Annotated in this window: 22 protein-coding genes and 1 pseudogene; 18 read left to right on the top strand and 5 right to left on the bottom strand. The window is 68.3% G+C overall.

Features of this window, described 5'->3' with window-relative positions:
* Positions 1 to 36 precede the first annotated feature (36 nt).
* The 11 genes and pseudogenes from AB6807_RS23970 to AB6807_RS23920 all read left to right on the top strand — a co-directional run bounded on the left by AB6807_RS23970 (position 37) and on the right by AB6807_RS23920 (position 13,686).
* Complete coding sequence (locus tag AB6807_RS23970; RefSeq protein ID WP_371086508.1) at positions 37 to 1,281, top strand: CmpA/NrtA family ABC transporter substrate-binding protein; 1,245 nt, start codon at positions 37 to 39, stop codon at positions 1,279 to 1,281.
* A 10-nt stretch (positions 1,282 to 1,291) separates the two neighbouring features.
* Positions 1,292 to 2,227: a nitrate ABC transporter permease gene (gene ntrB / locus AB6807_RS23965; RefSeq protein ID WP_371086507.1), complete on the top strand. Its 936-nt coding sequence runs from the start codon at positions 1,292 to 1,294 to the stop codon at positions 2,225 to 2,227.
* Positions 2,224 to 3,033 (top strand): ABC transporter ATP-binding protein, encoded by an 810-nt coding sequence (locus tag AB6807_RS23960; protein ID WP_371086506.1) that lies wholly within the window; start codon positions 2,224 to 2,226, stop codon positions 3,031 to 3,033. Before ntrB ends, AB6807_RS23960 begins: the two co-directional genes overlap by 4 nt.
* Positions 3,034 to 3,066: 33 nt before the next feature.
* A pseudogene (locus AB6807_RS23955) lies at positions 3,067 to 4,314 on the top strand (NAD(P)/FAD-dependent oxidoreductase); the annotation flags it as partial.
* Positions 4,315 to 4,462: 148 nt separating this feature from the next.
* A complete protein-coding gene (locus AB6807_RS23950; RefSeq protein WP_371086505.1) occupies positions 4,463 to 7,303 on the top strand; it encodes a molybdopterin-dependent oxidoreductase in 2,841 nt (946 codons plus the stop codon).
* Positions 7,304 to 7,503: 200 nt separating this feature from the next.
* Entirely contained in the window at positions 7,504 to 8,409 is a 906-nt protein-coding gene (gene ybiB, locus AB6807_RS23945; RefSeq protein ID WP_371086504.1) for a DNA-binding protein YbiB, read from the top strand.
* Positions 8,406 to 9,230 (top strand): uroporphyrinogen-III C-methyltransferase, encoded by an 825-nt coding sequence (gene cobA, locus AB6807_RS23940; protein WP_371086503.1) that lies wholly within the window; start codon positions 8,406 to 8,408, stop codon positions 9,228 to 9,230. Before ybiB ends, cobA begins: the two co-directional genes overlap by 4 nt.
* Before the next feature lie 156 nt (positions 9,231 to 9,386).
* Positions 9,387 to 10,505 carry an ABC transporter ATP-binding protein gene (locus AB6807_RS23935; RefSeq protein WP_116913052.1) on the top strand — a complete coding sequence of 373 codons (1,119 nt, stop codon included), beginning with the start codon at positions 9,387 to 9,389 and terminating at the stop codon, positions 10,503 to 10,505.
* 73 nt (positions 10,506 to 10,578) lie between these two features.
* Positions 10,579 to 11,847 carry a PotD/PotF family extracellular solute-binding protein gene (locus AB6807_RS23930; RefSeq protein ID WP_116913051.1) on the top strand — a complete coding sequence of 423 codons (1,269 nt, stop codon included), beginning with the start codon at positions 10,579 to 10,581 and terminating at the stop codon, positions 11,845 to 11,847.
* A 28-nt stretch (positions 11,848 to 11,875) separates the two neighbouring features.
* Positions 11,876 to 12,793: an ABC transporter permease gene (locus tag AB6807_RS23925; RefSeq protein WP_116913050.1), complete on the top strand. Its 918-nt coding sequence runs from the start codon at positions 11,876 to 11,878 to the stop codon at positions 12,791 to 12,793.
* Between the two features lie 2 nt (positions 12,794 to 12,795).
* Entirely contained in the window at positions 12,796 to 13,686 is an 891-nt protein-coding gene (locus tag AB6807_RS23920) for an ABC transporter permease (RefSeq protein ID WP_371086502.1), read from the top strand.
* Here AB6807_RS23920 and AB6807_RS23915 read toward each other — a convergent pair.
* The 4 genes from AB6807_RS23915 to AB6807_RS23900 are packed head-to-tail and all read right to left on the bottom strand — an operon-like array spanning position 13,683 to position 16,837.
* A complete protein-coding gene (locus tag AB6807_RS23915) occupies positions 13,683 to 14,381 on the bottom strand; it encodes an aspartate/glutamate racemase family protein (RefSeq protein ID WP_371086501.1) in 699 nt (232 codons plus the stop codon). The two genes, AB6807_RS23920 and AB6807_RS23915, sit on opposite strands and share 4 nt — an antisense overlap.
* Before the next feature lie 25 nt (positions 14,382 to 14,406).
* Positions 14,407 to 15,180: an amino acid ABC transporter ATP-binding protein gene (locus tag AB6807_RS23910; RefSeq protein ID WP_371086500.1), complete on the bottom strand. Its 774-nt coding sequence runs from the start codon at positions 15,178 to 15,180 to the stop codon at positions 14,407 to 14,409.
* A gap of 1 nt (position 15,181) precedes the next feature.
* A complete protein-coding gene (locus AB6807_RS23905; RefSeq protein WP_116913047.1) occupies positions 15,182 to 15,979 on the bottom strand; it encodes an amino acid ABC transporter permease in 798 nt (265 codons plus the stop codon).
* Between the two features lie 9 nt (positions 15,980 to 15,988).
* Positions 15,989 to 16,837, bottom strand: a complete 849-nt coding sequence (locus AB6807_RS23900; protein ID WP_371086499.1) for a transporter substrate-binding domain-containing protein — start codon at positions 16,835 to 16,837, stop codon at positions 15,989 to 15,991.
* A gap of 175 nt (positions 16,838 to 17,012) precedes the next feature.
* Here AB6807_RS23900 and AB6807_RS23895 point away from each other — a divergent pair, with 175 nt between their 5' ends.
* From AB6807_RS23895 to AB6807_RS23870, 6 genes are all read left to right on the top strand, one after another.
* Positions 17,013 to 18,143 (top strand): sterol desaturase family protein, encoded by a 1,131-nt coding sequence (locus AB6807_RS23895; protein WP_371086498.1) that lies wholly within the window; start codon positions 17,013 to 17,015, stop codon positions 18,141 to 18,143.
* Positions 18,143 to 18,931, top strand: coding sequence for a YaeF family permuted papain-like enzyme (locus tag AB6807_RS23890; RefSeq protein ID WP_371086497.1), 789 nt, complete (start codon positions 18,143 to 18,145; stop codon positions 18,929 to 18,931). Before AB6807_RS23895 ends, AB6807_RS23890 begins: the two co-directional genes overlap by 1 nt.
* Before the next feature lie 65 nt (positions 18,932 to 18,996).
* Positions 18,997 to 20,205, top strand: coding sequence for an NAD(P)/FAD-dependent oxidoreductase (locus AB6807_RS23885; RefSeq protein WP_371086596.1), 1,209 nt, complete (start codon positions 18,997 to 18,999; stop codon positions 20,203 to 20,205).
* Positions 20,206 to 20,315: 110 nt separating this feature from the next.
* Positions 20,316 to 20,528 (top strand): 30S ribosomal protein S21, encoded by a 213-nt coding sequence (rpsU, locus tag AB6807_RS23880; protein WP_007833691.1) that lies wholly within the window; start codon positions 20,316 to 20,318, stop codon positions 20,526 to 20,528.
* 110 nt (positions 20,529 to 20,638) lie between these two features.
* A complete protein-coding gene (locus AB6807_RS23875; protein WP_116913044.1) occupies positions 20,639 to 21,088 on the top strand; it encodes a GatB/YqeY domain-containing protein in 450 nt (149 codons plus the stop codon).
* Positions 21,089 to 21,090: 2 nt separating this feature from the next.
* A complete protein-coding gene (locus tag AB6807_RS23870) occupies positions 21,091 to 21,570 on the top strand; it encodes an NUDIX domain-containing protein (RefSeq protein WP_371086496.1) in 480 nt (159 codons plus the stop codon).
* Positions 21,571 to 21,592: 22 nt separating this feature from the next.
* Here the strand turns inward: AB6807_RS23870 and AB6807_RS23865 are convergent, their stop codons facing one another.
* Positions 21,593 to 22,348, bottom strand: a complete 756-nt coding sequence (locus tag AB6807_RS23865; RefSeq protein WP_371086495.1) for a sulfite exporter TauE/SafE family protein — start codon at positions 22,346 to 22,348, stop codon at positions 21,593 to 21,595.
* Between the two features lie 110 nt (positions 22,349 to 22,458).
* On the opposite strand from AB6807_RS23865, the gene AB6807_RS23860 reads away from it, so the two are divergent.
* Entirely contained in the window at positions 22,459 to 23,364 is a 906-nt protein-coding gene (locus tag AB6807_RS23860; RefSeq protein ID WP_371086494.1) for a LysR substrate-binding domain-containing protein, read from the top strand.
* Positions 23,365 to 23,564: the final 200 nt, after the last annotated feature.

Genomic DNA, 23,564 nt, shown 5'->3' with positions numbered 1-23,564 from the left:
TTTCCAGTCTGTTCGTCTTCAACCGGAGCCCGCCCCATGACCGATCTGCTCACCACCCGCCTCAGCCGACGCCGCGTATTGCAAGCCGCCGCCATCGGCGCCGTGGGCATCGACCCCGCCCTGCGCGCGGCCGTCTGGGCCGCGGGCTCGGACAAGCCCGAGAAGGAGGAAGTGAAGATCGGCTTCATTCCGCTGACCGACTGCGCCAGCGTGGTCATGGCCTCGGTGTTGGGCATCGACAAGAAGTACGGCGTGAAGATCGTTCCCAGCAAGGAGGCCAGCTGGGCCGGCGTGCGCGACAAGCTGGTGAACGGCGAACTCGACTTCGCCCATGTGCTGTACGGCCTGGTCTACGGCGTGCATGTGGGCGCCGGCGGCCCGAAGAAGGACATGGCCGTGCTCATGACCCTGAACAACAACGGCCAGGCCATCACGCTGTCGAAGAAGCTGGCCGACAAGGGCGCGGTCGATGCCGCCTCGCTTGCCAGGCTCATCGCCAGCGACAAGCGCGAATACACCTTCGCGCAGACCTTTCCCACCGGCACCCACGCCATGTGGCTGTACTACTGGCTCGCGTCGGCCGGCATCGATCCGTTCAAGGACGTGAAGAACATCACCGTGCCGCCCCCGCAGATGGTGGCCAACATGCGCATCGGCAACATGGACGGCTACTGCGTGGGCGAGCCCTGGGGCCAGCGCGCCATCATGGACGGCATCGGCATCACGGCCATCACCACGCAGGACATCTGGAAGGACCACCCCGAGAAGGTACTCGGCACCACCGGCGACTTCGTCAAGAAGTACCCCAACACCGCGCGCGCCGTGACCGCCGCCGTGCTCGAGGCCAGCAAGTGGATCGACGCCGGCCTGCAGAACAAGAACAAGATGGCCGAGACCATCGCCGACAAGAGCTACGTCAACACCAGCGTGGACGCCATCAACCAGCGCATCCTGGGCCGCTACACCAACGGCCTGGGCAAGAGCTGGGACGACCCCAACCACATGAAGTTCTACGGCGACGGCGCCGTGAACTTCCCCTACCTGTCGGACGGCATGTGGTTCCTCACGCAACAAAAGCGCTGGGGCCTGCTGAAGGAACACCCCGACTACCTGAAGGTGGCCGGCGAGATCAACCGCATCGACATCTACAAGCAGGCCGCCGCCGCCACGCAGACGCCCGTGCCCAAGGACGCGATGCGCACCAGCAAGCTGTTCGACGGCACGGTGTGGGACGGCAAGGACCCGAAGAAGTACGCCGAGTCTTTCAAGTTGCATGCCTGAGGAGAACACCATGGTCAGCGCTGTTTTTCATTCGCCCCTGGATGCGTCCCTTTCGGCACCGCCCTCGCCCACTCTTCCTCTCGCCCGTGCGGAAGCCGCTCCTCAGCCGCTCCCGAACCCTGCCGCCAAAGCGGAGCGTGAGCCCAGGCCGCGCACGCCCATCGACCTGCGCGCCTTCTGGATGCGCGTGCTCCCGCCGCTCGCCGGCTTCGGCCTGCTGCTGCTCGTGTGGGAGCTCATTGCCGTGAACAGCACCACCGGCTTTCCCACGCCGCTGGCCGTGTGGCACCAGGCCGTGACCGTGTTCAGCGACCCGTTCTACAGCAAGGGCCCGAACGACCAGGGCGTGGGCTGGAACGTGCTGTCGTCGCTGCAACGCGTGGCGCTGGGCTTCGGGCTGGCGGCGCTGGTGGGCATTCCGGCCGGCTTCGCCATCGGGCGCTTCGAGTTCCTGGCGCGCATGTTCAACCCGCTCATCAGCCTGCTGCGCCCGGTGTCGCCGCTGGCGTGGCTGCCCATCGGGCTGCTGGTGTTCAAGGGCGCCAACCCGGCGGCCATCTGGACCATCTTCATCTGCTCGATCTGGCCGATGGTCATCAACACCGCCGTGGGCGTGCAGCGCGTGCCCAGCGACTACATGAACGTGGCCAAGGTGCTGAACCTGAGCGAATGGAAGATCCTCACCAAGATCCTGTTTCCCGCCGTGCTGCCCTACATGCTCACCGGCGTGCGGCTGGCCGTGGGCACCGCGTGGCTGGTGATCGTGGCGGCCGAGATGCTCACCGGCGGCGTCGGCATCGGCTTCTGGGTGTGGGACGAGTGGAACAACCTGAACGTCGCCAACATCATCATCGCGATCTTCGTGATCGGCATCGTCGGCCTGGTGCTGGAGTTCGCGCTCGTCAAGCTCGCCACCGCGTTCACGTTCGAAGAGGTGAAATCATGATCGACGACAGCAAGTACATCGAGGTCCATGGCGTGGAGCAGGCGTTCAAGACGCCCAAGGGCCGCTTCGTGGCGCTGCGCGACGTGAACCTGAACGTGGCCAAGGGCGAATTCATCACGCTCATCGGGCACTCGGGCTGCGGCAAGTCGACGCTGCTGAACCTGGTGGCCGGCCTCACCACGCCCACGCAGGGTTCGCTGCTGTGCGCCAACAAGGAAATCAAGGGCCCGGGGCCCGAGCGCGCGGTGGTGTTCCAGAACCACTCGCTGCTGCCCTGGCTCACCTGCTTCGAGAACGTGTACCTCGCGGTCGAGCGCGTGTTCGCGGCCACCGAAGGCAAGGCGCAACTGCGCGAGCGCACCGACGCGGCCCTGGCGCTGGTCGGCCTCACCCCTGCCGCGCAGAAGCGCCCCGGCGAGATCTCCGGCGGCATGAAGCAGCGCGTGGGCATTGCGCGCGCGCTGTCGATGGAGCCCAAGGTGCTGCTGATGGACGAGCCCTTCGGCGCGCTCGACGCCCTCACCCGCGCCAAGCTGCAGGACGAGCTGCTGGCCATCGTGCAGAAGACCCGCAGCACCGTGGTCATGGTGACGCACGACGTCGACGAGGCCGTGCTGCTGAGCGACCGCATCGTCATGCTCACCAACGGCCCGGCCGCGACCATCGGCGAGGTGCTGAGCGTGGGCATCGCGCGGCCGCGCAACCGCGTGGAACTGGCCGAAGACCCGGCCTACGTGCACGCGCGCAAGGCCGTCATCGACTTCCTCTACACGCGCCAGGCGCACGTGGAAAAGACCGCGGCCTGAGCCACGGCGCGGCAGGAACCCGGCACCATGGACATGCGCGTGAAGAAGCAGAAGCTCGTGATGGTCGGCAACGGCATGGCCGGCGTGCGCACGCTGGAGGAGCTGCTGAAGGTCGAGCCCGATCTGTACGACATCACGGTGTTCGGCGCCGAGCCGCATCCCAACTACAACCGCATCCTGCTGTCGCCGGTGCTGGCGGGCGAGCAGACGGTGGACGAGATCATCCTCAACCCCTGGGCCTGGTACGCGCAGAACGGCATCACGCTGCATGCCGGCAAGACGGTGACCCGCGTCGACCGCATGAAGCGCATCGTGCGCGCGGTGGACGCGCAAGGCGCCGTCACCGAGGCCGCCTACGACCGCCTGCTGCTGTGCACCGGCTCCAACCCCTTCATGCTGCCGGTGCCGGGCGCCAAGCTCGAGGGCGTCATCGCCTACCGCGACATCGCCGACACCCGCCTGATGATCGAGACCGCGAAGACGCACCGGCATGCCGTGGTCATCGGCGGCGGACTGCTCGGGCTGGAAGCCGCCAACGGGCTCATGAAGCGCGGCATGCAGGTCACGGTGGTGCATGTGAACCCCTGGCTCATGGACCGCCAGCTCGACGAGGTGGCGGGCAAGCTGCTGCAGAAGTCGCTGGAAGAACGCGGCATGAAGTTCCTGCTGGGCGCGCACACGCAGGAGCTCGTGGGCGACGCGCATGAAGGCAAGGCCGGCCGCGTGAAGTCCATCCGCTTCAAGCACGGCCTCGAAGTGCCGACCGACCTCGTCGTGATGGCCGTGGGCATCCGCCCCAACACCGCGCTCGCGCAAAGCATGCGGCTGCATGTCGATCGCGGCATCGTGGTGAGCGACACCATGCAGACCGTGACCGACGCGCGCATCTACTCGGTGGGCGAATGCGCGGCGCACCGCGGCATCGCCTACGGGCTGGTGGCGCCGCTGTTCGAGCAGGCCAAGGTGGCGGCCAACCACCTGGCGATGTCCGGCATCGGCCGCTACCTGGGCTCGCTCACTTCCACCAAGCTGAAGGTGACGGGCATCGACCTGTTCAGTGCGGGCGACTTCCGGGGCGGCGAAGGCACGGAAGAAATCGTCATGAGCGACCCCTTCGGCGGCGTGTACAAGAAGCTGGTGATCAAGGACGACAAGCTGGTGGGCGCCTGCCTGTACGGCGACACGGTCGACGGCGGCTGGTACTTCGAGCTGCTGCGCGAAGGGCGCGACGTGCAGGGCATTCGCGACCGGCTGATGTTCGGCGAATCGAGCATCGGTGACGCCGCTTCCAATGTCTTGTCCCCTCTCCCTCTCCCGCTAGCGGGAGAGCGCTAGGGTGAGGGCCAGCGGCGTGAACATGACCCACCGCGTGTCCATCAGCGAGGCCGCGAGCCCCCACCCCAACCCTCCCCCGGGAGGGGAGGGAGCGATGCGGGAAACGAAGTCCACCTGCCCCTACTGCGGCGTCGGCTGCGGCGTCGTCATCGAATCGCGCGGCGACCAGATCACCGGTGTGCGCGGCGACCCCGACCACCCCGCCAACTTCGGCCGCCTGTGCACCAAGGGCTCGACGCTGCACCTCACGGCCAGCGCCACGGTCACGCGGCAGACGCGGCTGCTGCAGCCGCTGCAGCGCCTGGCGCGCGGCGACGCACCGACCGCCGTGCCGTGGGACACCGCCCTGGACAACGCCGCCGGCAAGTTCGCCCAGGTGATCCGCGACCACGGGCCGGACGCGGTCGGCTTCTACGTGTCGGGCCAGCTGCTGACCGAGGACTACTACGTCTTCAACAAGCTCGCCAAGGGCCTGGTGGGCACCAACAACATCGACACCAACTCGCGCCTGTGCATGAGCAGCGCGGTGGCCGGCTACAAGCAGACGCTGGGTGCCGACGCGCCGCCGGCCTGCTACGACGACCTGAAGCACGCGCAGTGCCTGTTCATCACGGGCAGCAACACGGCGTGGGCGCACCCCATTCTTTTTCGCCGCATCGAGGACGCGAAGGCCGCCAACCCGGCGCTGAAGATCGTGGTGGCCGACCCGCGCCGCACCGACACGGTGGAAATCGCCGACCTCTTCCTGCCGCTGCAGCCCGGCACCGACGTGATGCTGTTCAACGGCATGCTGCACCTGATGCTGCGCGAAGGCTGGACCGACGCGGCCTACATCGCCGCCCACACCAGCGGCTTCGGCGCGCTGGAGGCCACGGTGCGCGGCTGCACGCCCGACACGGTGGCGCAGGTGTGCGGCATCTCGAAGGCGGACCTGTTCGAGGCGGCGCGCCTGTTCGCGACCTCCGCGGCCACGCTGAGCCTGTATTGCCAGGGCTTGAACCAGTCGTCCAGCGGCACGGCGAAGAACGCGGCGCTCATCAACCTGCACCTGGCGACGGGGCACATCGGCCGCGCCGGCGCCGGGCCCTTCTCGCTCACCGGCCAGCCCAACGCCATGGGCGGGCGCGAGGTAGGCGGCCTGGCCAACCTGCTGAGCGCGCACCGCGACCTGGCCAACCCCGCGCACCGCGCCGAGGTGGCCGCGCTGTGGGGCCTGGACCGGCAGGAGCGCTCCGTGCCCGGCAAGCCGGGCAAGACCGCCATCGAGATGTTCCAGGCGGCGGCCGACGGCGAGATCCGCGCGCTGTACATCGCCTGCACCAACCCCGCCCAGTCGATGCCCGACCAGGCCACCGTGCGCCGCGCGCTGGAACTCGCCGAGTTCGTGGTGGTGCAGGAGGCCTTCGCCACCACCGCCACCTGCGCCTACGCCGACCTGCTCCTGCCCGCCACCACCTGGGGCGAAAAGGAAGGCACCGTGACCAACAGCGAGCGCCGCATCTCGCGCGTGCGCCCCGCGGTGCCGGCGCCGGGCGACGCGCGCAACGACTGGTCGATTGCGGTGGCTTTCGCGCGCCGGCTCGAGCGGCAGCTGGGCCGCAACATCGACCAAGGCGATGAAGGTGGCCTGGAAACCACGCTGTTCCCCTACGACACGGCCGAGTCGGTGTGGAACGAGCACCGCGAATCGACGCGCGGGCGCGACCTGGACATCACCGGCATGAGCTACGCCATGCTGGAAACCGCCGGCCCCCAGCAATGGCCGCTGAGGCAAGGCGAAAGCACCGGCCGCGCGCGCCTGTACGAAGACGGCGTGTTCCCCACGCCCGACGGCCGCGCGCGCTTCGCCGACACCGTCTACCAGGCCGTGGCCGAGGCCCGCGAGCCGCGCTACCCCTTCTCGCTGAACACCGGCCGGCTGCGCGACCAATGGCACGGCATGAGCCGCACCGGCACGGCCGGGCGGCTGTTCGGGCATGTGTCGGAGCCCGTGGTGCAGATGCACGCGCAGGACATGGCGCGCCGGCAGCTCCAGGAAGGCGACCTGGTGCATGTCACGTCGAAGCGCGGCTCCATCCTGCTGCCGGCACGCGCCAGCGCGGAGGTGGGCCTGAGCCAGGCCTTCGTGGCGATGCACTGGGGCGAGGAGTACCTGAGCGGTTGTTCGTCGACCGGCGAGCGGCTGGCAGGCATCAACGCGCTGACCACGCCGGCGTATTGCCCTACGTCGAAGCAGCCCGAGCTGAAGCACACGCCGGTGAAGATATTGAAGGCCGAGCTGCCATGGTCGCTGCTGGCCATGGCCTGGCTGCCCGCAGACGCGGCGCTGACCGCGCAGCGTGCGCTGCGGCCGCTGATGGCGATGTTTCCGTTCGCCACCTGCGTGCCCTTCGCGGGGAACACCCAGGGCGATGAACGCAGCGGCCTGCTGTTTCGCGCCGCCGCCCACGAGGCGCCCGACGCCGCGCTGCTCGAGAAGATCGAAGCCCTGCTCGGCCTGCAGGCCGCCGACACCCTGCGCTACGCCGACCGCCGCCGCGGCCAGCGCCGCGCCGCCCGGCTGGTGCGCCGCGCCGACGGCAGCGTGGGCCTGGAGGCCTTCCTGCTGGGCGGCGACACCAGCGCCGAAGCCTGGATCGCCACGCTGCTGCGCGAGGAGCTGCCGGCGCAGAGCTACGGCCGGCTGCTGCTGTCGCCGGGCGCACGGGCGCCGGTGGCGGTGCGGTCGCGCGGCAAGACGGTGTGCACCTGCTTCAACGTGGCGGACGTGGCGATACAGGCGGAACTGGCGCGCTGCGGCGGCACGGCGGAAGAGCGGCTGGGCAAGCTGCAAGGGGCGCTGAAGTGCGGGACGAATTGCGGGTCGTGCATTCCGGAGCTGAAGCGGATGGTGCGGGCGGTAGCGGTTGAAGCGCAGGCGGAGGTGGCGCTGTGAGGCTCCTGCATTGCTCCCTCTCCCCTTGGGGAGAGGGCTGGGGTGAGGGTGAGCGGCAATGACGCCCGCGCGACGTTGGAAAGCCGCCGCCCTCACCCTAGCCCTCTCCCCGAGGGGAGAGGGGACAAAACCAGAAGCCGACCCCATGCATAAGCCGAATGACATTCCGGCATAAGCCTTGCAGGACAATCCCCCCACCCATGGGAATCAGCCAATACATCAAGGAAATCGGCCGCGGCGCGCGAGGCGCCAAGCCGCTCACGCGCGAACAGGCCACCGACCTGTTCGCCCAGGTGCTGGACGGCACCGTCACCGACCTCGAAATCGGCGGCTTCTGCCTGGCCATGCGCATCAAGGGCGAGACGCCCGAGGAGATGGCGGGCTTTCTGGACGCCACCCACGCGCGGCTGAACCGCATTCCGGCCGGCGACCGCCCGCTGGTGGTGCTGCCCAGCTACAACGGCGCGCGCAAGCTGCCGGTGCTCACGCCGCTGCTGGCGCTGCTGCTGGCCCGCGAAGGCCTGCCGGTGCTGGTGCACGGCAGCGCCAGCGAAACCTCACGCGTGCTGGCGTCGAACGTGCTGGCCGCGATGAACCTGCCGCCGCTCACCGCCATCCGCCCCATCGCCAACGGCGAAGCGGCCTTCGCGCCCACCGAGCTGCTGAACCCGGCCCTGAAGCGCCTGCTCGACGTGCGCCGCGTGGTCGGCCTGCGCAACCCGGGCCACAGCGTGGTCAAGCTCATGCAGCCCGGCGCCGGCGCCTGCGTGGTGGTCGCGAGCTACACGCACCCCGAATACGCCCGTACCATGGGCGAGACCTTCGAGCTGACGGGGCAAACCGCCCTGCTCTCGCGCGGCCTCGAAGGCGAAGTGGTGTCCGACCCGCGCCGCACCGCGCAGATCGACGGCTTCGTGCGCGGCGCGCGCACCGAGCTGCAGGCCCAGCAGCCCGGCACCACCAGCGAGGTGCCGGGGCTCCCGAAAGAAATCGACGTGGCCACCACGGCCGACTACACACGCCGCGTGCTGGCCGGCGAGCTTCCGGTGCCCGAGGCCATCGCGACGCAGGTCAGGCACATCACGCAACTGGCATCCCACGCATGAACCACGACGACCATCACCACCACAACCCCACCGCCACCCTCGTCACCGGCCGCTGCACCCTGGTCGGCGCCGGCCCGGGCGACCCGGAGCTGCTGACGGTCAAGGCCGTGAAGGCCATCCAGGCCGCCACGGTGCTGCTGGTGGACGACCTGGTGAACGACGAGATCCTGGCGTACGCCCGGCCCGGCGCGCGCATCGTGCACGTGGGCAAGCGCGGCGGCTGCAAGAGCACGCCGCAGGCCTTCATCGAGCGGCTGATGATCACCGCGGTGCGCGAAGGCGAGACCGTGGTGCGGCTGAAGGGCGGCGACCCGTTCATCTTCGGGCGCGGCGGCGAAGAGGTGGCGCACCTGCGCGAGGCCGGCATCGAGTGCGCGGTGGTCAACGGCATCACCGCCGGGCTGGCGGCCGTCACCTCGCTGGGCGTGCCGCTCACGCACCGCGACCATGCGCAGGGCGTGGTGTTCGTCACCGGCCATGCCAAGACCGGCGCCGGCGCGGCCGAAGACCCGACCGACTGGCGCGCGCTGGCCGCCATGGCCTGCAACGCCCGCCTCACGCTGGTGATCTACATGGGCGTGGCGGGCGCCGGGCACATCGAGCGCGAGCTGCTGCACGGCCTGCCGGGCGACACGCCGGTGGCCGTCATCCAGCATGCGAGCCTGCCGCAGCAGCGGCACATCGCGACCACGCTCGACAAGCTGCACAGCGGCATCGCCGAGGCCGGCCTCGCCAGCCCGGCGGTGATCGTGGTGGGCGACGTGCTGCGCGGACTGGCCGCGGCGCAGCTGCCGGTGGACGCGGACAAGTTCGGCACCTGATCGCGCGGCGGTAGCGCCCCAAGGCCGGGCCAACGCGCAGCCCGTCTTACCGCGACCGGCACGCGCCGGTCTGTACGCCTTTCGGCCCCCCGCCCTCCCCCCGGTCCGCACCCCGCTTTGGTGCGGCGTGGCATGGATCCTGCTGAGCTTTCGGCAATGAATGCCGTCGCCACGCCAGTTCCCGCCGCCGTCGAGATCGTCGCGCTCACCAAGCGCTACGCACCCGGCACGCCGGCCGCCGTCGACCAGATCGACCTGCGCATCGCCAGCGGCAGCTACTGCTGCCTGCTGGGCCCCTCGGGCTGCGGCAAGAGCACCACGCTGCGCATGGTCGCGGGGCACGAATCGGTCACCAGCGGCGACATCCTGCTGGACAACCGCAACATCACCAACCTGCCCGCCGCCGCGCGCGGCACGGCCATGATGTTCCAGAGCTTCGCGCTGTTCCCGCACCTCTCGGCCACCGACAACGTGGCCTTCAGCCTGAAGATGAAGGGCGTGGGCAAGGCCGAGCGCCAGAAGCGCGCGCACGACCTGCTCGACCGCGTGGCCATGGGCCACCTGGCCGAGCGCAAGCCCGGCGAACTTTCCGGCGGCCAGCAGCAGCGCGTGGCGCTGGCGCGGGCGCTCATCACCGAGCCGCGCGTGCTGCTGCTCGACGAGCCGCTGTCGGCGCTCGACCCGTTCCTGCGCATCCAGATGCGCGCCGAGCTGCGGCGCTGGCAGAAGGAACTGGGCCTGACCTTCGTGCACGTCACGCACTCGCAGGAAGAAGCCATGGCGCTGGCCGACACCATGGTGGTCATGAACCACGGCGTGATCGAGCAGGTCGGCGCGCCGCACGCCATCTACAACCACCCGGCCAGCGAGTTCGTCGCGCGCTTCATGGGCGGGCACAACGTGTTCGACACGCCCGCCGGCCCCATCGCCGTGCGCAACGACCACATGCGCATCGCCGCGGTGGACGGCGCCGCCACGCATGGCCTGGCCGCCAAGGTGACCGACGTCGAGTACCAGGGCACCTACGTGCTGCTGGGCCTGGCGCTGGACGCCGCCGCGCCGGGGCGCCAGAGCGTGTCGGTGCTGCTCGGCGAGGCCGCCTTTCTTGCCAGCCCCTACAGCCCGGGTGACAGCGTGCGCCTGTCGTGGGCCGAGGCCGACGCCCGCACCCTGGGCCCCGGCGTGAAGCCGCCGGGCCAGCGCTCGGCCGCCACCGCCACCACCCCCGCCGGCGCGCTGCGCGACGACACCGCCGCGATCGCCATGACGCTTTGAGCGCGCGGCGCCTTCCGTTTTTGTGCCCCTTCCCCTCCCGCTTTCCAGCGACTTTTTCCACGGAGACTTTGCAATGACCGAACCCATCGACTCGTCCACCGGCGTCAAGCGCCGCACGCTGCTGCAAGGCACCGCCGGCATCCTGGCCACGGGCATCGCGCCCTTCGTGCATGCGCAGGAAAAGATCGTGCTGCGCTACCTGGGCACCGCGGTGAACCAGGACAAGGCCATCGCCGAGAAGTTCAAGGCCGACACCGGCATCGAGATCCAGTACGTGGCCGTCACCACCGACGACGTGACCAAGCGCGCCGTGACCGCGCCCAACAGCTTCGACCTGATCGACACCGAGTTCTTCTCGCTGAAGAAGATCGTGCCCACCGGCAACCTGAAGGGCATCGACACCAAGCGCGTGAAGAACGCCGACAAGATCACCTCGCTGTTCACCAAGGGCGAAGTCGCCGGCAAGAAGGTGGGCGACCAGGGCACCGCGCCGGTGAAGGTGATCTACCTCGAGGGCGAGAAGAGCAAGGTCTTCGCCAAGTCGGCCACGCAGTTCATGTCGCTCATTCCGACCACCTACAACGCCGACACGCTGGGCATTCGCCCCGACCTCATCAAGCGCCCCATTACCTCGTGGGCCGAGCTGCTGAACCCCGAGTTCAAGGGCAAGGCCGCGATCCTGAACATTCCGTCGATCGGCATCATGGACGCCGCGATGGTGGTGGAGGCCAAGGGCATCCACAAGTACGCCGACAAGGGCAACATGACCAAGGCCGAGATCGACTTGACGATCAAGGCGCTCATCGAAGCCAAGAAGGCCGGCCAGTTCCGCGCGCTGTGGAAGGACTTCAACGAGTCGGTCAACCTCATGGCCTCGGGCGAAGTGGTGATCCAGTCGATGTGGTCGCCGGCCGTGACGGCCGTGCGCGGCAAGGGCATCGACTGCACCTTCCAGCCGTTGAAGGAAGGCTATCGCGCCTGGGCCTCGGGCTTCGGGCTGCCGGCCACGCTGTCGGGCAAGAAGCTCGACGGCGCGTACGAGTTCATCAACTGGTTCCTCGACGGCTGGGCCGGCGCCTACCTCAACCGCCAGGGCTACTACAGCGCCGTGCTGGACACCGCCAAGACCAAGATGGAAGGCTACGAGTGGGCCTACTGGATGGAAGGCAAGCCCGCCGCGCAGGACATCAAGAGCCCGCAGGGCGACGTGATCGCCAAGGCCGGTTCGGTGCGCGACGGTGGCAGCTACGAGCAGCGCATGGGCGGCATCGCCTGCTGGAACGCGGTGATGGACGAGAACGAATACATGGTTCGCAAGTGGAACGAATTCGTCGCGGCCTGAGCGCGCGACCCTGCAGGACACCATCGACATGAGCGCACCCGCCGCGTCCGGCCACGCCGCCACCATGCCCACGCACACCGTGAAAGCCTGGTGGCAGGCGGCGCCGTTCGCGCTGGTGTTCCTGCTGTTCTTCCTGATTCCGCTGGCGCTGGTCGCGATGGTCAGCCTGTGGAACTTCAACGAGTACGAGCTGATCCCGGCCGTCACGCTGCGCAACTACCTGAGCCTGTTCGACGGGTGCTCGCGCCTCACGGACAACGGCGACCTGTGCGTCACGCTGAACACCTACCTCAGCACCTTCAAGTTCTGCCTGCTGGTGTGGGGCATCACGCTGCTCATCGGGTTTTCGGTGGCCTACTTCCTGGCGTTCCATGTGCGCTCGTCGACCATGCAGACGGTGCTGTTCGTGCTGTGCACGGTGCCGTTCTGGACGTCGAACGTGATCCGCATGATTTCGTGGGTACCGCTCCTGGGGCGCAACGGGCTGGTCAACCAGGCGTTGATGGGCACGGGCCTGGTGAACCAGCCGGTGGAGTGGCTGCTGTTCTCCGACTTCTCGGTGGTGCTGGCCTTCGTGCACCTGTACACGATGTTCATGATCGTGCCCATCTTCAACAGCATGATGCGCATCGACCGTTCGCTGCTCGAGGCGGCGAGCGACGCGGGCGCCTCGGGCTGGCAGACGCTGTGGAACGTGGTGGTGCCGCTGTCGCGCACGGGCATCCTGATCGGCTCGATCTTCGTGATCACCATCGTCATGGGCGACTTCGTGACCATCGGTGTGATGGGCGGCCAGCAGATCGCCTCCATCGGCAAGATCATCCAGGTGCAGACCTCGTACCTGCAGTTTCCCCTGGCCGCGGCCAACGCGATGATTCTTCTGGCGGTGGTGCTGATGATCATCTGGGGCCTGACGCGGCTGGTCGACATTCGCAAGGAGCTCTGAGCATGCAGACGCCCATCAGCGCGCAGCGCGCCCCCGGCTTCTGGCCCCTCGCCACGGTCTTCGCCCTCTTCGTGCTGTTTCTCTACGGCCCGATGATCACGATCTTCGTGCTGAGCTTCCAGGGCCCCGAAGGCGGCCTGACCTTTCCGTTGCGCGGCGTTTCGCTGCACTGGTTCTACAAGCTGGCCGAAGGGCTGGGCACGGTCGACATCGGCGCGGCATTCAGGCGCTCGCTGGCACTGGGCGCGGTGGTGATGGCCTTCACCGTGGTGCTGTCGGTGCTCGCGGGCCTGGCCTTTCGCAAGAAGCTCAAAGGCAGCAACGCGCTGTTCTTCGTGACGGTGGCCAGCCTGATCATGCCGTCGATCATCATTTCGCTGGGCATCGGGCTGCAGTTCCGGCTGCTGGACACGGGCATCAAGGGCCTGCTGACGGCCATGGACGCGACCTCTCTGCTCGAAGGCTACGGCACCGCGCTGGGCCTGTTCAGCTCCGCGCTGGGGGCGCACCTGACGTGGACGCTGCCCTTCGGCCTGCTCATCATGTTCGCGGTGTTCAACCGCTTCAACCCGGCCTACGAAGAAGCCGCGCGCGACCTGGGCGCCACGCCCTGGCAGACCTTCCGCTTCGTGGTGCTGCCGCTGATCGGCCCGTCGATCGTGGGCATCGGCATGTTCGGCTTCACGCTGTCGTGGGACGAAATTGCGCGCACCTCGCAAGCCATCGGCGACGTCAACACGCTGCCGCTGGAACTGCAGGGGCTGACCTCGACGGTGACCACGCCTTCGATCTATGCGCTGGGCACGGTGACCACCGTGGTGTCGCTGCTGGTCATGGCGGTGGCGCTGGGCTCGGCCGCGCTGCTGCGCCGGCGCGCGACGCGCAAGCCCTAACCAGCAACAGCGGCTGCTGCAGCGCGCCAGCGGGCGACGAGCAGCGTCTCGATGTCGTGCACGCGCCGGCCGGTGGCGCGCGCGACAGCCTCCCGGTAAGGCGGCATGTTGGTGCACTCCAGCACGATGTCTTCCACCGCCGGGTGAAGCGCCACCAGCCGGCGCGCGGCATCGACCACGTTGCGCTCGGCTTCCGCCAAATCGAGCTGTGCCTCGTTGTTCAAGATGCGCCGATGGAACTCGCAGCCCGGCTGCACGCCCTGCACCGGCGTGCCGGTCGGCACGTCGGCGGCGTCGAGGATGGGCTGGTGCATCGACGCCGCGTCGAAGGTCAGGATGCCGGGCCGCGCGAACTCGCGGCATTGCAGCAGGCTCGAGGTGAGCACGGGCACGTTGACCGCACGGGACAGAACCTGCTGGTACGCCGCGAGAAAGCCGCAGCTGGTGGTGAGCACGGCAGCGCCCTCTTCAACGAGCCGCAGCGCACCGTCGACGAAGGGCTGCAGCAGCGAAGGGTCGGCCTCCTTCACGATGCGCTCGGGCGACGCGCCCTCGATGGTGAGCAGGCGCACCGCGATGCCGTGCCGCTCGAAAGTCCGGGGGTTGCCCACGTCGCCGGGCGGCCGTGGAAAGCGGGTGTCGAGCATCAGGACGCCAAGGAACGGCTTGGAGGGCGTGGCGCTGTGCTTCTTCATGCCAGGCACGACCGCGGACACCACGTCACTGCGCCGCCACGCCCTTGAAGCGGCCCAGGAAAGCCTGAGTCGACGCCTCCTGCGGGTTGTCGATCACCCTCTCCGGCGGGCCGCTTTCCGCCACCAAGCCGTCACGCATGAAGACGACCTGGTCGGCCACCTCGCGCGCGAAGCCGATCTCGTGCGTGACCAGGATCATGGTCATGCCGTCCTTGGCCAGGCCCTTGATGACGCCGAGCACTTCGCCCACCAGCTCCGGGTCGAGCGCGGAGGTGGCTTCGTCGAACAGCATCACGGTCGGCTTCATGGCCAGCGCGCGCGCAATGGCCACGCGCTGCTTCTGGCCGCCGGAGAGCTTGTCGGGAAAGTAGTCGGCGCGCTCGAGCAGGCCCACCTTGGCGAGCAGCGCGCGCGCCTCGGCCTCGGCCTGCGCCTTGGGGGTCTTCAGCACGGTGACGGGCCCTTCCATCACGTTGCGCAGCACCGTCATGTGCGGGAACAGGTTGAAGTGCTGGAACACCATGCCCGTCGATGCGCGAAAGCGCGCCAGCGCGCGCTCGTTGGGCAGCGTGGTGTGCACGCCGTTGAACTCGATGGTCTGCTCGCCCACGGTGATGCGCCCGCCCTGGGGCACCGACAGCAGGTTGATGCAGCGCAGCAGCGTCGACTTGCCCGAGCCCGAGGGCCCGATGATGGCGACCACCTGGCCGCGCTCGACCTGCAGCGAAATGTCCTTCAGCACCACGTTCTGCCCGAAGGCCTTCTTGAGCTTGCTGATGTCGATCAGGGGTGCGGCCATTTCAGCTTTCTTCCTTCGGCCCGGCGCCGAATTCCATGCGCTTGGCCCAGACGGTGACGGGCAGCAGCACCGCGAAGTACGCGACCGCGATGAAGGTGTAGAGCTCCAGCGGGCGGTAGGTTTCGTGCGCGATCACCTGGCCCTGGTAGAGCAGGTCGGGCACGGCCAGCACCGACAGCAGCGAGGTGTTCTTCAGCTGCATGATCGACTGGCTCATCAGCGGCGGCACCATGCGCTTGAAGGCCTGCGGCAGCACCACCCGGCGCATGAGCTGCAGGCGCGTCATGCCGAGCGCGCGGCCGGCCTCGACCTGGCCGTTGTCGATGGAAATGATGCCGCCGCGCACGATCTCCGAATAGAACGCGCCGCCGTACAGCGACAGGCACAGCGTGGCCGCGACCACGGCCGATATTTCCAGCCCGGTGAGCACCGGCAGCGCGTAGTAGAACCACACGAGCTGCACCAGCACCGGCGTGCAGCGGAACACCTCGATGTAGGCACGGATCGGCCCCGACACCCAGGGGTTGCGTGACAGCCGCCCCAGCCCGGTCGCCAGGCCGACGAGCAGCCCCAGCACCACGCACACGACGGTGAAGACCAGCGTGTAGGCCAGGCCGATGAGCAGCAGCCGGCGGTAGCTCCAGAGCACGCTGAAGTCCCAGTCGTAGGCCGTGCCCGAGGCGCCGCCCGAGAAGTGGCGCACCGCGGCCCACACGCCGGCCAGCCCGCATGCGAGCAGCAAGGCCGTGCCGAGCCGTGAGCGGCCGGTGGGCCCGCTCGCGGGATCGTGGAGGTCCATGGCGCCCCCTTAGAACTTGATTTCGGGCGGGAAGGCGCTGGCCGGCACGCCGGCGAGCTTTTCCATGTTCTTCAGGATGACGCTGCGCACTTCGCCGTTGGTGCGCTCCTGCGCGAGCCAGGCGTTGACGGCCTTCTGCAGGCCGGGGTCGGTGTCCTTGCGCAGGCCGATGCTCACGGGCGCGGTGTAGACCGGCTGCGGGATGTACATGGTGCCCAGGCCCGGGCGCTTGGCCAGCAGCGGCTCGGCCAGCAGGATCACCAGCACCTGGCAGTCGGCGCGGCCGGCCTGCAGCTGCATGGTGGCGGCGCCGGAGTTTTCCAGCCGGGTGACTTCGGCCTTGGGCAGCACGCGCTGGGCGAGCTGGTCGTGGCTGGAGCCGATGTCCACCACGATCTTGGTGTCGGGCGTGTTCAGCTGCTCCCAGCTCTTTTGCGGCACGCCCTTCTTGCAGACCACCGTGTAGGTGTTCTCGAACAGGGTGTCGGCAAAGTTGACCATGGCCGCGCGCTGCGGCGACGGGGCCAGCCCGAACATGGCATCGATCTTGTTGGACTGCAGGTCGAGCACCGCGTTGCCCCAGGTGGTCTCGACGTATTCGACCTTGGCGCCGAGGCTCTTGGCCAGGCTCTCGCCGAAGTCGGGGCCGAAGCCTTCCCACTTGCCGGTGCCCGGGTCCTTGGCGAAGTACGGAATGGCGCCGGCAATGGCACCCACGCGCAGCACATGGGTGCGCTGCACCCGAGCGAGCGAGCTTTCCTGGGCTTGCGCCTGGGCAAAGGCCGGCACGAGGGTGCAGGCGGCCGTGGCAGCTGCGGCAGCCACGAGGGCGCGAATGAAATTTCGTTTGATGGTCACGGCCACTCCAAGCAATTAGTTTGCCAATATACAAAGGTGGACGATTGTGTTCCAAGGCCTGCATTTCGCTTGTTGCGCCCGTGACGACGCCCGAAGCGGCGCAAGGCGCCCGAAAAGGGCCGCGCGACCTAAAATCCGCCGCACAACAACCACAACGCAACCCCGAGGGGGCTCCATGCTCGACATCGACAAACTGAACGATTTCACCCAGAACCACGGCGAACTGCGCCGCGGCCAGGGCCTGGTCACCGGCACCATCGCACTGAGCCTGGCCATCCTGTGCTTCCTGGGCGTGCTGGCGTTCCACTTTCCGCAGTACCTCACCACGCCCGAGTTGCGCAAGAGCTACAACGTCGACGTGATGCGCTTCATCTTGCTGGCGGCCATGGTCATCTCGGGCGGGCTGTCGCTGGTGAACATCATCTTCAACCGCTCGCGCTGGCTTTCTTCGGCCGCGTTCCTGCTGGTGGCGGCCTCGGCGCTGCTGGGCGGGCACAAGGTGCCGGTGCACGACTTCGCGGACAACACGCCCTACATCGGGCTGGACTGGTTCATCCTCGACCTGCTGGGCTCGTCGCTGATCTTCATCTTCATCGAGAAGCTGTTCGCGCTGCGCAAGGACCAGCCGGTGTTCCGCGAAGAGTGGCAAACCGATTTCCACCACTTCGTGGTGAACCACATGATCGTGGGCTTCGTGCTGCTGGCCACCAACCTGATGGTGCACAAGCTCTTCGGCTGGGCGGCCAACGACGGCATTCGCGGCTGGGTGGGCAACCTGCCGTTCTGGGCGGGCATTCTGCTGATCATCCTGGTGGCCGACCTGGTGCAGTACTGGACCCACCGCGCGTACCACGAGGTGCCCGTGCTGTGGCGCCTGCACGCGGTGCACCACAGCGTGAAGAGCATGGACTGGATGGCGGGCTCGCGCCAGCACATCCTCGAGCTGCTGATCACGCGCACGCTGGTGCTGGCCCCCATCTACGTGCTGGGCTTCAGCAAGGAAGTGATCGACGCGTACATCGTGGTGGTCGGCTTCCAGGCGGTGTTCAACCACTGCAACGTGAGCGTGCGGCTGGGGCCGCTGCGCTACATCGTCGTGACGCCCAACTTCCACCACTGGCACCACAGCCAGGACATCGAGGCGCTCGACAAGAACTACGCGGCCCACTACGCCTTTCTCGACTACCTCTTCGGCACGGCCGTGAAGAGCACCAAGCTCTGGCCCGAGAAGTACGGCGTGCTGGGCGACTACGTGCCCAACGGCTTCTTCAAGCAGCTGAAGTTCCCGTTCGTCTGGAAGGGCTGATGCGCTCCCGCCTCAAGACCTTCGCGGCACTGGCTGCCGCGGGCGCCGCCCTGCTGCTCGGCGCCTGCGCCACCCGGCTCGACCTGCCCTCCAAGGACAACGGCCTGCGCCTGCGGGTGCAAAGCTCGGTCATCGCGCCGGGCAACGGCGGCGAGCTCATCGCGGCCGACGCGCTGGAGCCCGGCGACATCCTGCTGACCTCCATTGCCACGGTGAACTCCTTCGGCATCCGCCTGGGCACCTTCGCGCCGGTGAGCCATGCGGTGCTGTACCTGGGCGACGGGCAGATCGCCGAGGCCGTGGGCACCGGCGTGCGCGCCCGGCCGCTGGCCGAGGTGGTCGACGAGGAACAGATGGTGGTGGCGTTTCGCGTGCCGGGCGTGGACGAAGCCGGCGCCGGGCGCATGCGCGCCTGGGCGCTGTCGAAGGTGGGCGTGCAATACAACACCGTGGGCGTGCTGCTGAACGCGCCTTTCGTGCTCAACCGCCGCCTGTGCGAGCTGCCGCTGGTGCCCAGCGCCGTCAGCAGCTACTGCATGAGCGGCATGGCCATGGTGCAGCTGGGCGCGAGCCGCAACGACCAGTTCTTCTGCTCGCAGTTTGTGCTGGAGGCCTACAAGCAGGCCGGCCTGCCGATCACCAGCGCCGACCCGCGCTGGGTGAGCCCGGCCGACCTGCTGCACATGCGCGAGGGCGACGTGCCCTCCATTGCCGCCACGCAGCCGCTGCGCTACGTGGGACACCTGAAATACAACCCGCCGCCGCTGCTGGCGGCCGACGGCCCTTGAGCGCCGAATCGAGCGCTGAATCGAGTTCGGGATCGAGCTCGGCGGACGTGTCCCACCGCTTCGACGTGGTCGTGATCGGCGCTGGCGCCGCCGGCCTGTTCTGCGCCGGCGTGGCCGGCCAGCGCGGGCTGAAAGTGCTGGTGGTGGACCACAGCGAGAAGGTGGGCGAGAAGATCCGCATCTCCGGCGGCGGGCGCGCCAACTTCACCAACCGCGACCTCGACGTGCGCGCGCCGCAGCGCCACTTCATCGGCGACAACCCGAATTTCTGCCGCTCGGCGCTGTCGCGCTACGCGCCGCAGCAGTTTGTCGAGCTGGTGCAGAAGTACGGCATCGCCTTTCACGAGAAGCACAAGGGGCAGCTGTTTTGCGACGGCTCCTCGCAACAGATCGTCGACATGCTGCTGGCGGAATGCGCGGCGGGTGGGGTCGCGCGCTGGCAGCCGTGCAAGGTGGGGAAGATCACGTTTTCCGCTGAATCTGCTGATGGCGGCGACGTTTCCCGCTACCAAATCGAGAGCAGCCGCGGCGTCATCGAGGCGGCGAAGATCGTGGTCGCCACCGGCGGGCTGTCGATTCCGCAGATCGGCGCGAGCGACTTCGGCTACCGCATCGCCGAGCAGTTCGGCCTGCGCCTGGTCACGCCGCGCCCGGCGCTGGTGCCGCTGACGTTCGGCGGCGACGCCTGGGCGCCCTATGCCGAACTGGCCGGGCTGGCACTGCCGGTGCGCATAGAAACGGGAGCGAAGAAAGACAAGATGGCCTTCCTCGAAGACCTGCTGTTCACCCACCGCGGCCTGTCGGGCCCGGCGGTGCTGCAGATTTCAAGCTACTGGAAGCCTGGCACCCCGCTCACGCTGGACTTCGCGCCCGGCGTGGACGTGGCCGCGTCGCTGGGCGAAGCCAAGCTGCGCTCCAAGAAACGCCTTGCCAACGAGCTGGCCACGCTGGTGCCCTCCCGCCTGGCGGACGCCTGGGTCGGGCAGGACCCGGGCCTGCAGCGGCCGGTGAACGAGGCCGCCGACAAGGCGCTGGCGGCGCTGTCGGAGCGCATCGCCCGCTGGCAGATCACGCCCAGCGGCACCGAGGGCTACAAGAAGGCCGAGGTCACCGCGGGTGGGGTCGACACGCGCGATTTGTCTTCGCAGACCATGGAATCGAAGCAGCCGGGCCTGTATTTCATCGGCGAAGTGGTCGATGTGACCGGTTGGTTGGGTGGATACAACTTCCAATGGGCCTGGGCGAGCGCCCATGCGTGCGCAACCGCGCTATAATCGCGGGCTAACTCTGGCCTCCCCTCAACGGCCGCAAAAAGTTTTCAGTTGAGGAACCCCGGCTTTGGGCCTCGATCTCCCCGAGCCAACTTCATTTCAACGATTCATCAATGACCACCATCCGCGTTAAAGAAAACGAGCCCTTCGACGTCGCCCTGCGCCGCTTCAAGCGCACCATCGAAAAGCTCGGCCTGCTGACCGACCTGCGCGCCCGCGAGTTCTACGAAAAGCCGACCGCCGAGCGCAAGCGCAAGAAGGCCGCTGCAGTCAAGCGCCACTACAAGCGCGTGCGCAGCATGCAGCTCCCCAAGAAGCTGTACTAAGCAACGCCCAGGGCAGCTGGCGCTCGACGAAAGTCTCCGCCAGCACCCCGTTGCCCAAGCCGCGCCAGGGAAACCTGCCGCGGCTTTTGTTTTTTGCCAAAGGTTCCCGAATGACACTCAAAGAACAGATCACCGAAGACATGAAGACGGCCATGCGCGCCAAGGACTCCGAGCGCCTGGGCACCATCCGCCTGCTGCTCGCCGCCCTGAAGCAGAAGGAAGTCGACGAGCGCGTGGAGCTCGACGACGCCATGGTGGTGGCCATCGTCGACAAGATGGTCAAGCAGCGCAAGGACTCGATCGCCGCGTTCACCACCGGCGGCCGCGCCGACCTGGCCGACAAGGAAGCCGCCGAGATCAAGGTGCTGGAGGTGTACCTGCCCCAGCGCATGAGCGCCGAAGAAACCACCGCCGCCGTGAAAGCCATCGTGGCCGAGCTGGGCGCCAGCGGCCCCGGCGACATGGGCAAGGTCATGGGCGTGGTCAAGACCCGCCTGGCCGGCAAGGCCGACATGGGCCAGGTCAGCGCCGCGGTCAAGGCCGCGTTGACGGGCGCCTGAAGATGAACGCCGGCAGCCCCTGCGCGCCCGACGCCCCGGTCCTCAAGGCCTGCGCCTGCCTGGTCGACGCGCGGGACCGGCTGCTGGTGTTCCGCCACCCCGCGGACGGCAATATGCAGCTCCCCAAGGGCACGATCGAGCCTGGGGAGTCGCCTGAAATCGCCGTGCGGCGCGAGCTGCTCGAAGAGTCGGGCATCGATTACGCCGGCGCGCTGCAATCTCTGGGCACGCTGGACCGCGAATGCGAAGCCGGCGTCGAAGGCAACACGCACCGCCATCCGCAGCTGTGGCACCTGTTCCTGATGCGCGCCGAGGGCACGCTGCCCGAGAGCTTTCCGCACACGGCCACCGGCAGCCCCGAAGAGGAAGGCCTGGTGTTCGTGTTCCGCTGGCTCGAAGCCGGCGACAGCATCGACGACTTCGCCCTGCCCTACCGCCAGACCATCGAGCGCGTGCGCGCAGCCCTGCTGCTGGCGGCCTGAACCGCCCGAACAGGATTCGCGCTCACGCCACGGCCCGCGTGGCCATGTACAGGCCCAGCAGCGCCAGCCCAATCAGAAAACAGCGCCTGAACACCGCCACCGGCAGCCGCTTGCGCAACCAGGTGCCCAGCACCATGCCGCCGACGGCCGGCACCAGCATCGCGAGCGATGCGCCCATCGCCGACATCGGATAACCCCCGTTCCCCGCCAACCCGATGGCCAGCACCACGGTGGACGTGGTGAAGGAAATGCCCATCGCCTGGATCAGCGAATCGCGTTGGAAACCCAGCGCTTGCAGGTACGGCACGGCCGGCACCGCGAACACGCCGGTCACCGCCGTCACCAGCCCCGTGACGACGCCCACCAGCGGCCCCAGCCAGCGCGAGCGTGCGTCGCTCACATGCATCTGGCGCCCGGTCAGGCTCCAGCCCGCGTAGACGACCAGCGCCACGCCCAGCGCCACCGAGGCCCACGCCCCCGCCGGCACCCCCAGCCACAGCGCCCCGCCCAGCGTGCCGACGACCACGCCCACCTGCATGCCACCGATGCGCCGCAGCACCGGCATGAAGCTGGCGCGCGGCCCGGTCTGCCAGATGTTGGTGACCAGCGACGGCACGATCAGCAGCGCCGCCGCCTGCACCGGCGGCATCCACAGCGCCAGCACCGCCATCGACACCGTGGGCAGGCCCAGGCCGATCACGCCCTTGATCACCCCGGCCAGCAGGAACACGGCCGTGGCTGCGGCCCAGAAACTCGCCGTGTCGTTCGCATGTGTCATCGCGGCGGAGTCTGCCGGGCAACGCCGTGGCTGGAAATGCGGGGTTCGCAGAGCCGGCCTCAGGCTGCGGCTGAGGCCCGTGGCGCTTCCTGGTGCACACTGCGCCGACCATGCGATTCGACCTCACCGACCTGCGGCTCTTCCTGAACGTCGTCGAAGCCGGCAGCCTCACCGGCGGCGCCGCGCGCTCGCACATGACCCTGGCCTCCGCGAGCCAGCGCGTGCGCGGCATGGAGGACGCGCTGGGCTCTGCGCTGCTCACGCGCCATGCGCAGGGCGTGCGCCCCACCGAGGCCGGCCGCACGCTGCTGCACCACGCGCGTGTCGTGCTGCAGCAGATGGAGCGGCTGCGCGGCGAGCTCGGCGAGTACGGCCAGGGCCTGAAGGGCCATGTGCGTTTTCTGTGCGGCACCGCGGCGCTGACCGAGCACCTGCCCGAGGTGCTGGCGCGCTTCCTGGCGCAGCACCCGCGCGTGTCCATCGACCTCGAGGAACGCGCGAGCCCCGACACCGTCGAGGCCCTGCGCGCGGGCCTGTGCGACATCGGCATCGTCTCGGACGCCATCGACACGCAGGGCCTCGAATGCCATCCCTTCCGGCGCGATGACCTCGTGCTGGTGATGCCGCGCGGCCATGCGCTGGCCACGCGCCGGCGCGTGATGCTGGCCGACGTGGTCGACGACGAATTCGTCGGCCTGCCCGCCGACAGCGCGCTGCAGCAGTTGGTGACCTCGCATGCGCGCACGCTGGCGCGGCATTTGTCCTACCGCGTGCGCGTGCGCAACTTCGAGGCCGTGTGCCGCCTGGTCGAGCAGGGCATCGGCGTGGCCATCGTGCCGCAGACCGCGGCGGCGCGTTGCGCCCGCACGATGAAGATTGCGCGCGCCTCGCTGGGGGACGCGTGGGCCGAGCGCACGTTGATGGCGTGCGTGCGAACGTCTGAAGAGTTGCCGCTCAATGCGCGGCGGATGCTCGAGTTCCTGATCGCGCCCCAGCAGGACGTTGCGAAGAAGTAACCGAGCGTCCGGGCAACCGCATAGGGTTTGTCCGGTGCGTCTTCCGTTCATCGCGCCTGTACCTCCTTCGTGTCGATAACGACACGAAGGTGTGTAGGCCGCGCGCATTCACGCTGAAAACCTGCGGTATCGACTACTTCCAGCGTATCGACGCTCCATGGCATCCCGGCTGTAATGCACCCGCCCAATGAGCGCTGCCA

The sequence above is a fragment of the Variovorax sp. RCC_210 genome, from assembly GCF_041355175.1.
Taxonomy (GTDB): Bacteria; Pseudomonadota; Gammaproteobacteria; order Burkholderiales; family Burkholderiaceae_C; genus Variovorax.
Note: the sequence above shows the minus strand (reverse complement) of the source record. Positions and strands in the feature narration are given on the sequence as shown.

Bases quoted from the DNA above. Each gene is read 5' to 3' on its own strand.
- AB6807_RS23970 (WP_371086508.1), top strand. From the start codon at position 37: ATGACCGATCTGCTCACCACCCGCCTCAGCCGACGCCGCGTATTGCAA.
- ntrB (WP_371086507.1), top strand. From the start codon at position 1,292: ATGGTCAGCGCTGTTTTTCATTCGCCCCTGGATGCGTCCCTTTCGGCA.
- AB6807_RS23960 (WP_371086506.1), top strand. From the start codon at position 2,224: ATGATCGACGACAGCAAGTACATCGAGGTCCATGGCGTGGAGCAGGCG.
- AB6807_RS23950 (WP_371086505.1), top strand. From the start codon at position 4,463: ATGCGGGAAACGAAGTCCACCTGCCCCTACTGCGGCGTCGGCTGCGGC.
- ybiB (WP_371086504.1), top strand. From the start codon at position 7,504: ATGGGAATCAGCCAATACATCAAGGAAATCGGCCGCGGCGCGCGAGGC.
- cobA (WP_371086503.1), top strand. From the start codon at position 8,406: ATGAACCACGACGACCATCACCACCACAACCCCACCGCCACCCTCGTC.
- AB6807_RS23935 (WP_116913052.1), top strand. From the start codon at position 9,387: ATGAATGCCGTCGCCACGCCAGTTCCCGCCGCCGTCGAGATCGTCGCG.
- AB6807_RS23930 (WP_116913051.1), top strand. From the start codon at position 10,579: ATGACCGAACCCATCGACTCGTCCACCGGCGTCAAGCGCCGCACGCTG.
- AB6807_RS23925 (WP_116913050.1), top strand. From the start codon at position 11,876: ATGAGCGCACCCGCCGCGTCCGGCCACGCCGCCACCATGCCCACGCAC.
- AB6807_RS23920 (WP_371086502.1), top strand. From the start codon at position 12,796: ATGCAGACGCCCATCAGCGCGCAGCGCGCCCCCGGCTTCTGGCCCCTC.
- AB6807_RS23915 (WP_371086501.1), bottom strand. From the start codon at position 14,381: ATGAAGAAGCACAGCGCCACGCCCTCCAAGCCGTTCCTTGGCGTCCTG.
- AB6807_RS23910 (WP_371086500.1), bottom strand. From the start codon at position 15,180: ATGGCCGCACCCCTGATCGACATCAGCAAGCTCAAGAAGGCCTTCGGG.
- AB6807_RS23905 (WP_116913047.1), bottom strand. From the start codon at position 15,979: ATGGACCTCCACGATCCCGCGAGCGGGCCCACCGGCCGCTCACGGCTC.
- AB6807_RS23895 (WP_371086498.1), top strand. From the start codon at position 17,013: ATGCTCGACATCGACAAACTGAACGATTTCACCCAGAACCACGGCGAA.
- AB6807_RS23890 (WP_371086497.1), top strand. From the start codon at position 18,143: ATGCGCTCCCGCCTCAAGACCTTCGCGGCACTGGCTGCCGCGGGCGCC.
- rpsU (WP_007833691.1), top strand. From the start codon at position 20,316: ATGACCACCATCCGCGTTAAAGAAAACGAGCCCTTCGACGTCGCCCTG.
- AB6807_RS23875 (WP_116913044.1), top strand. From the start codon at position 20,639: ATGACACTCAAAGAACAGATCACCGAAGACATGAAGACGGCCATGCGC.
- AB6807_RS23870 (WP_371086496.1), top strand. From the start codon at position 21,091: ATGAACGCCGGCAGCCCCTGCGCGCCCGACGCCCCGGTCCTCAAGGCC.
- AB6807_RS23865 (WP_371086495.1), bottom strand. From the start codon at position 22,348: ATGACACATGCGAACGACACGGCGAGTTTCTGGGCCGCAGCCACGGCC.
- AB6807_RS23860 (WP_371086494.1), top strand. From the start codon at position 22,459: ATGCGATTCGACCTCACCGACCTGCGGCTCTTCCTGAACGTCGTCGAA.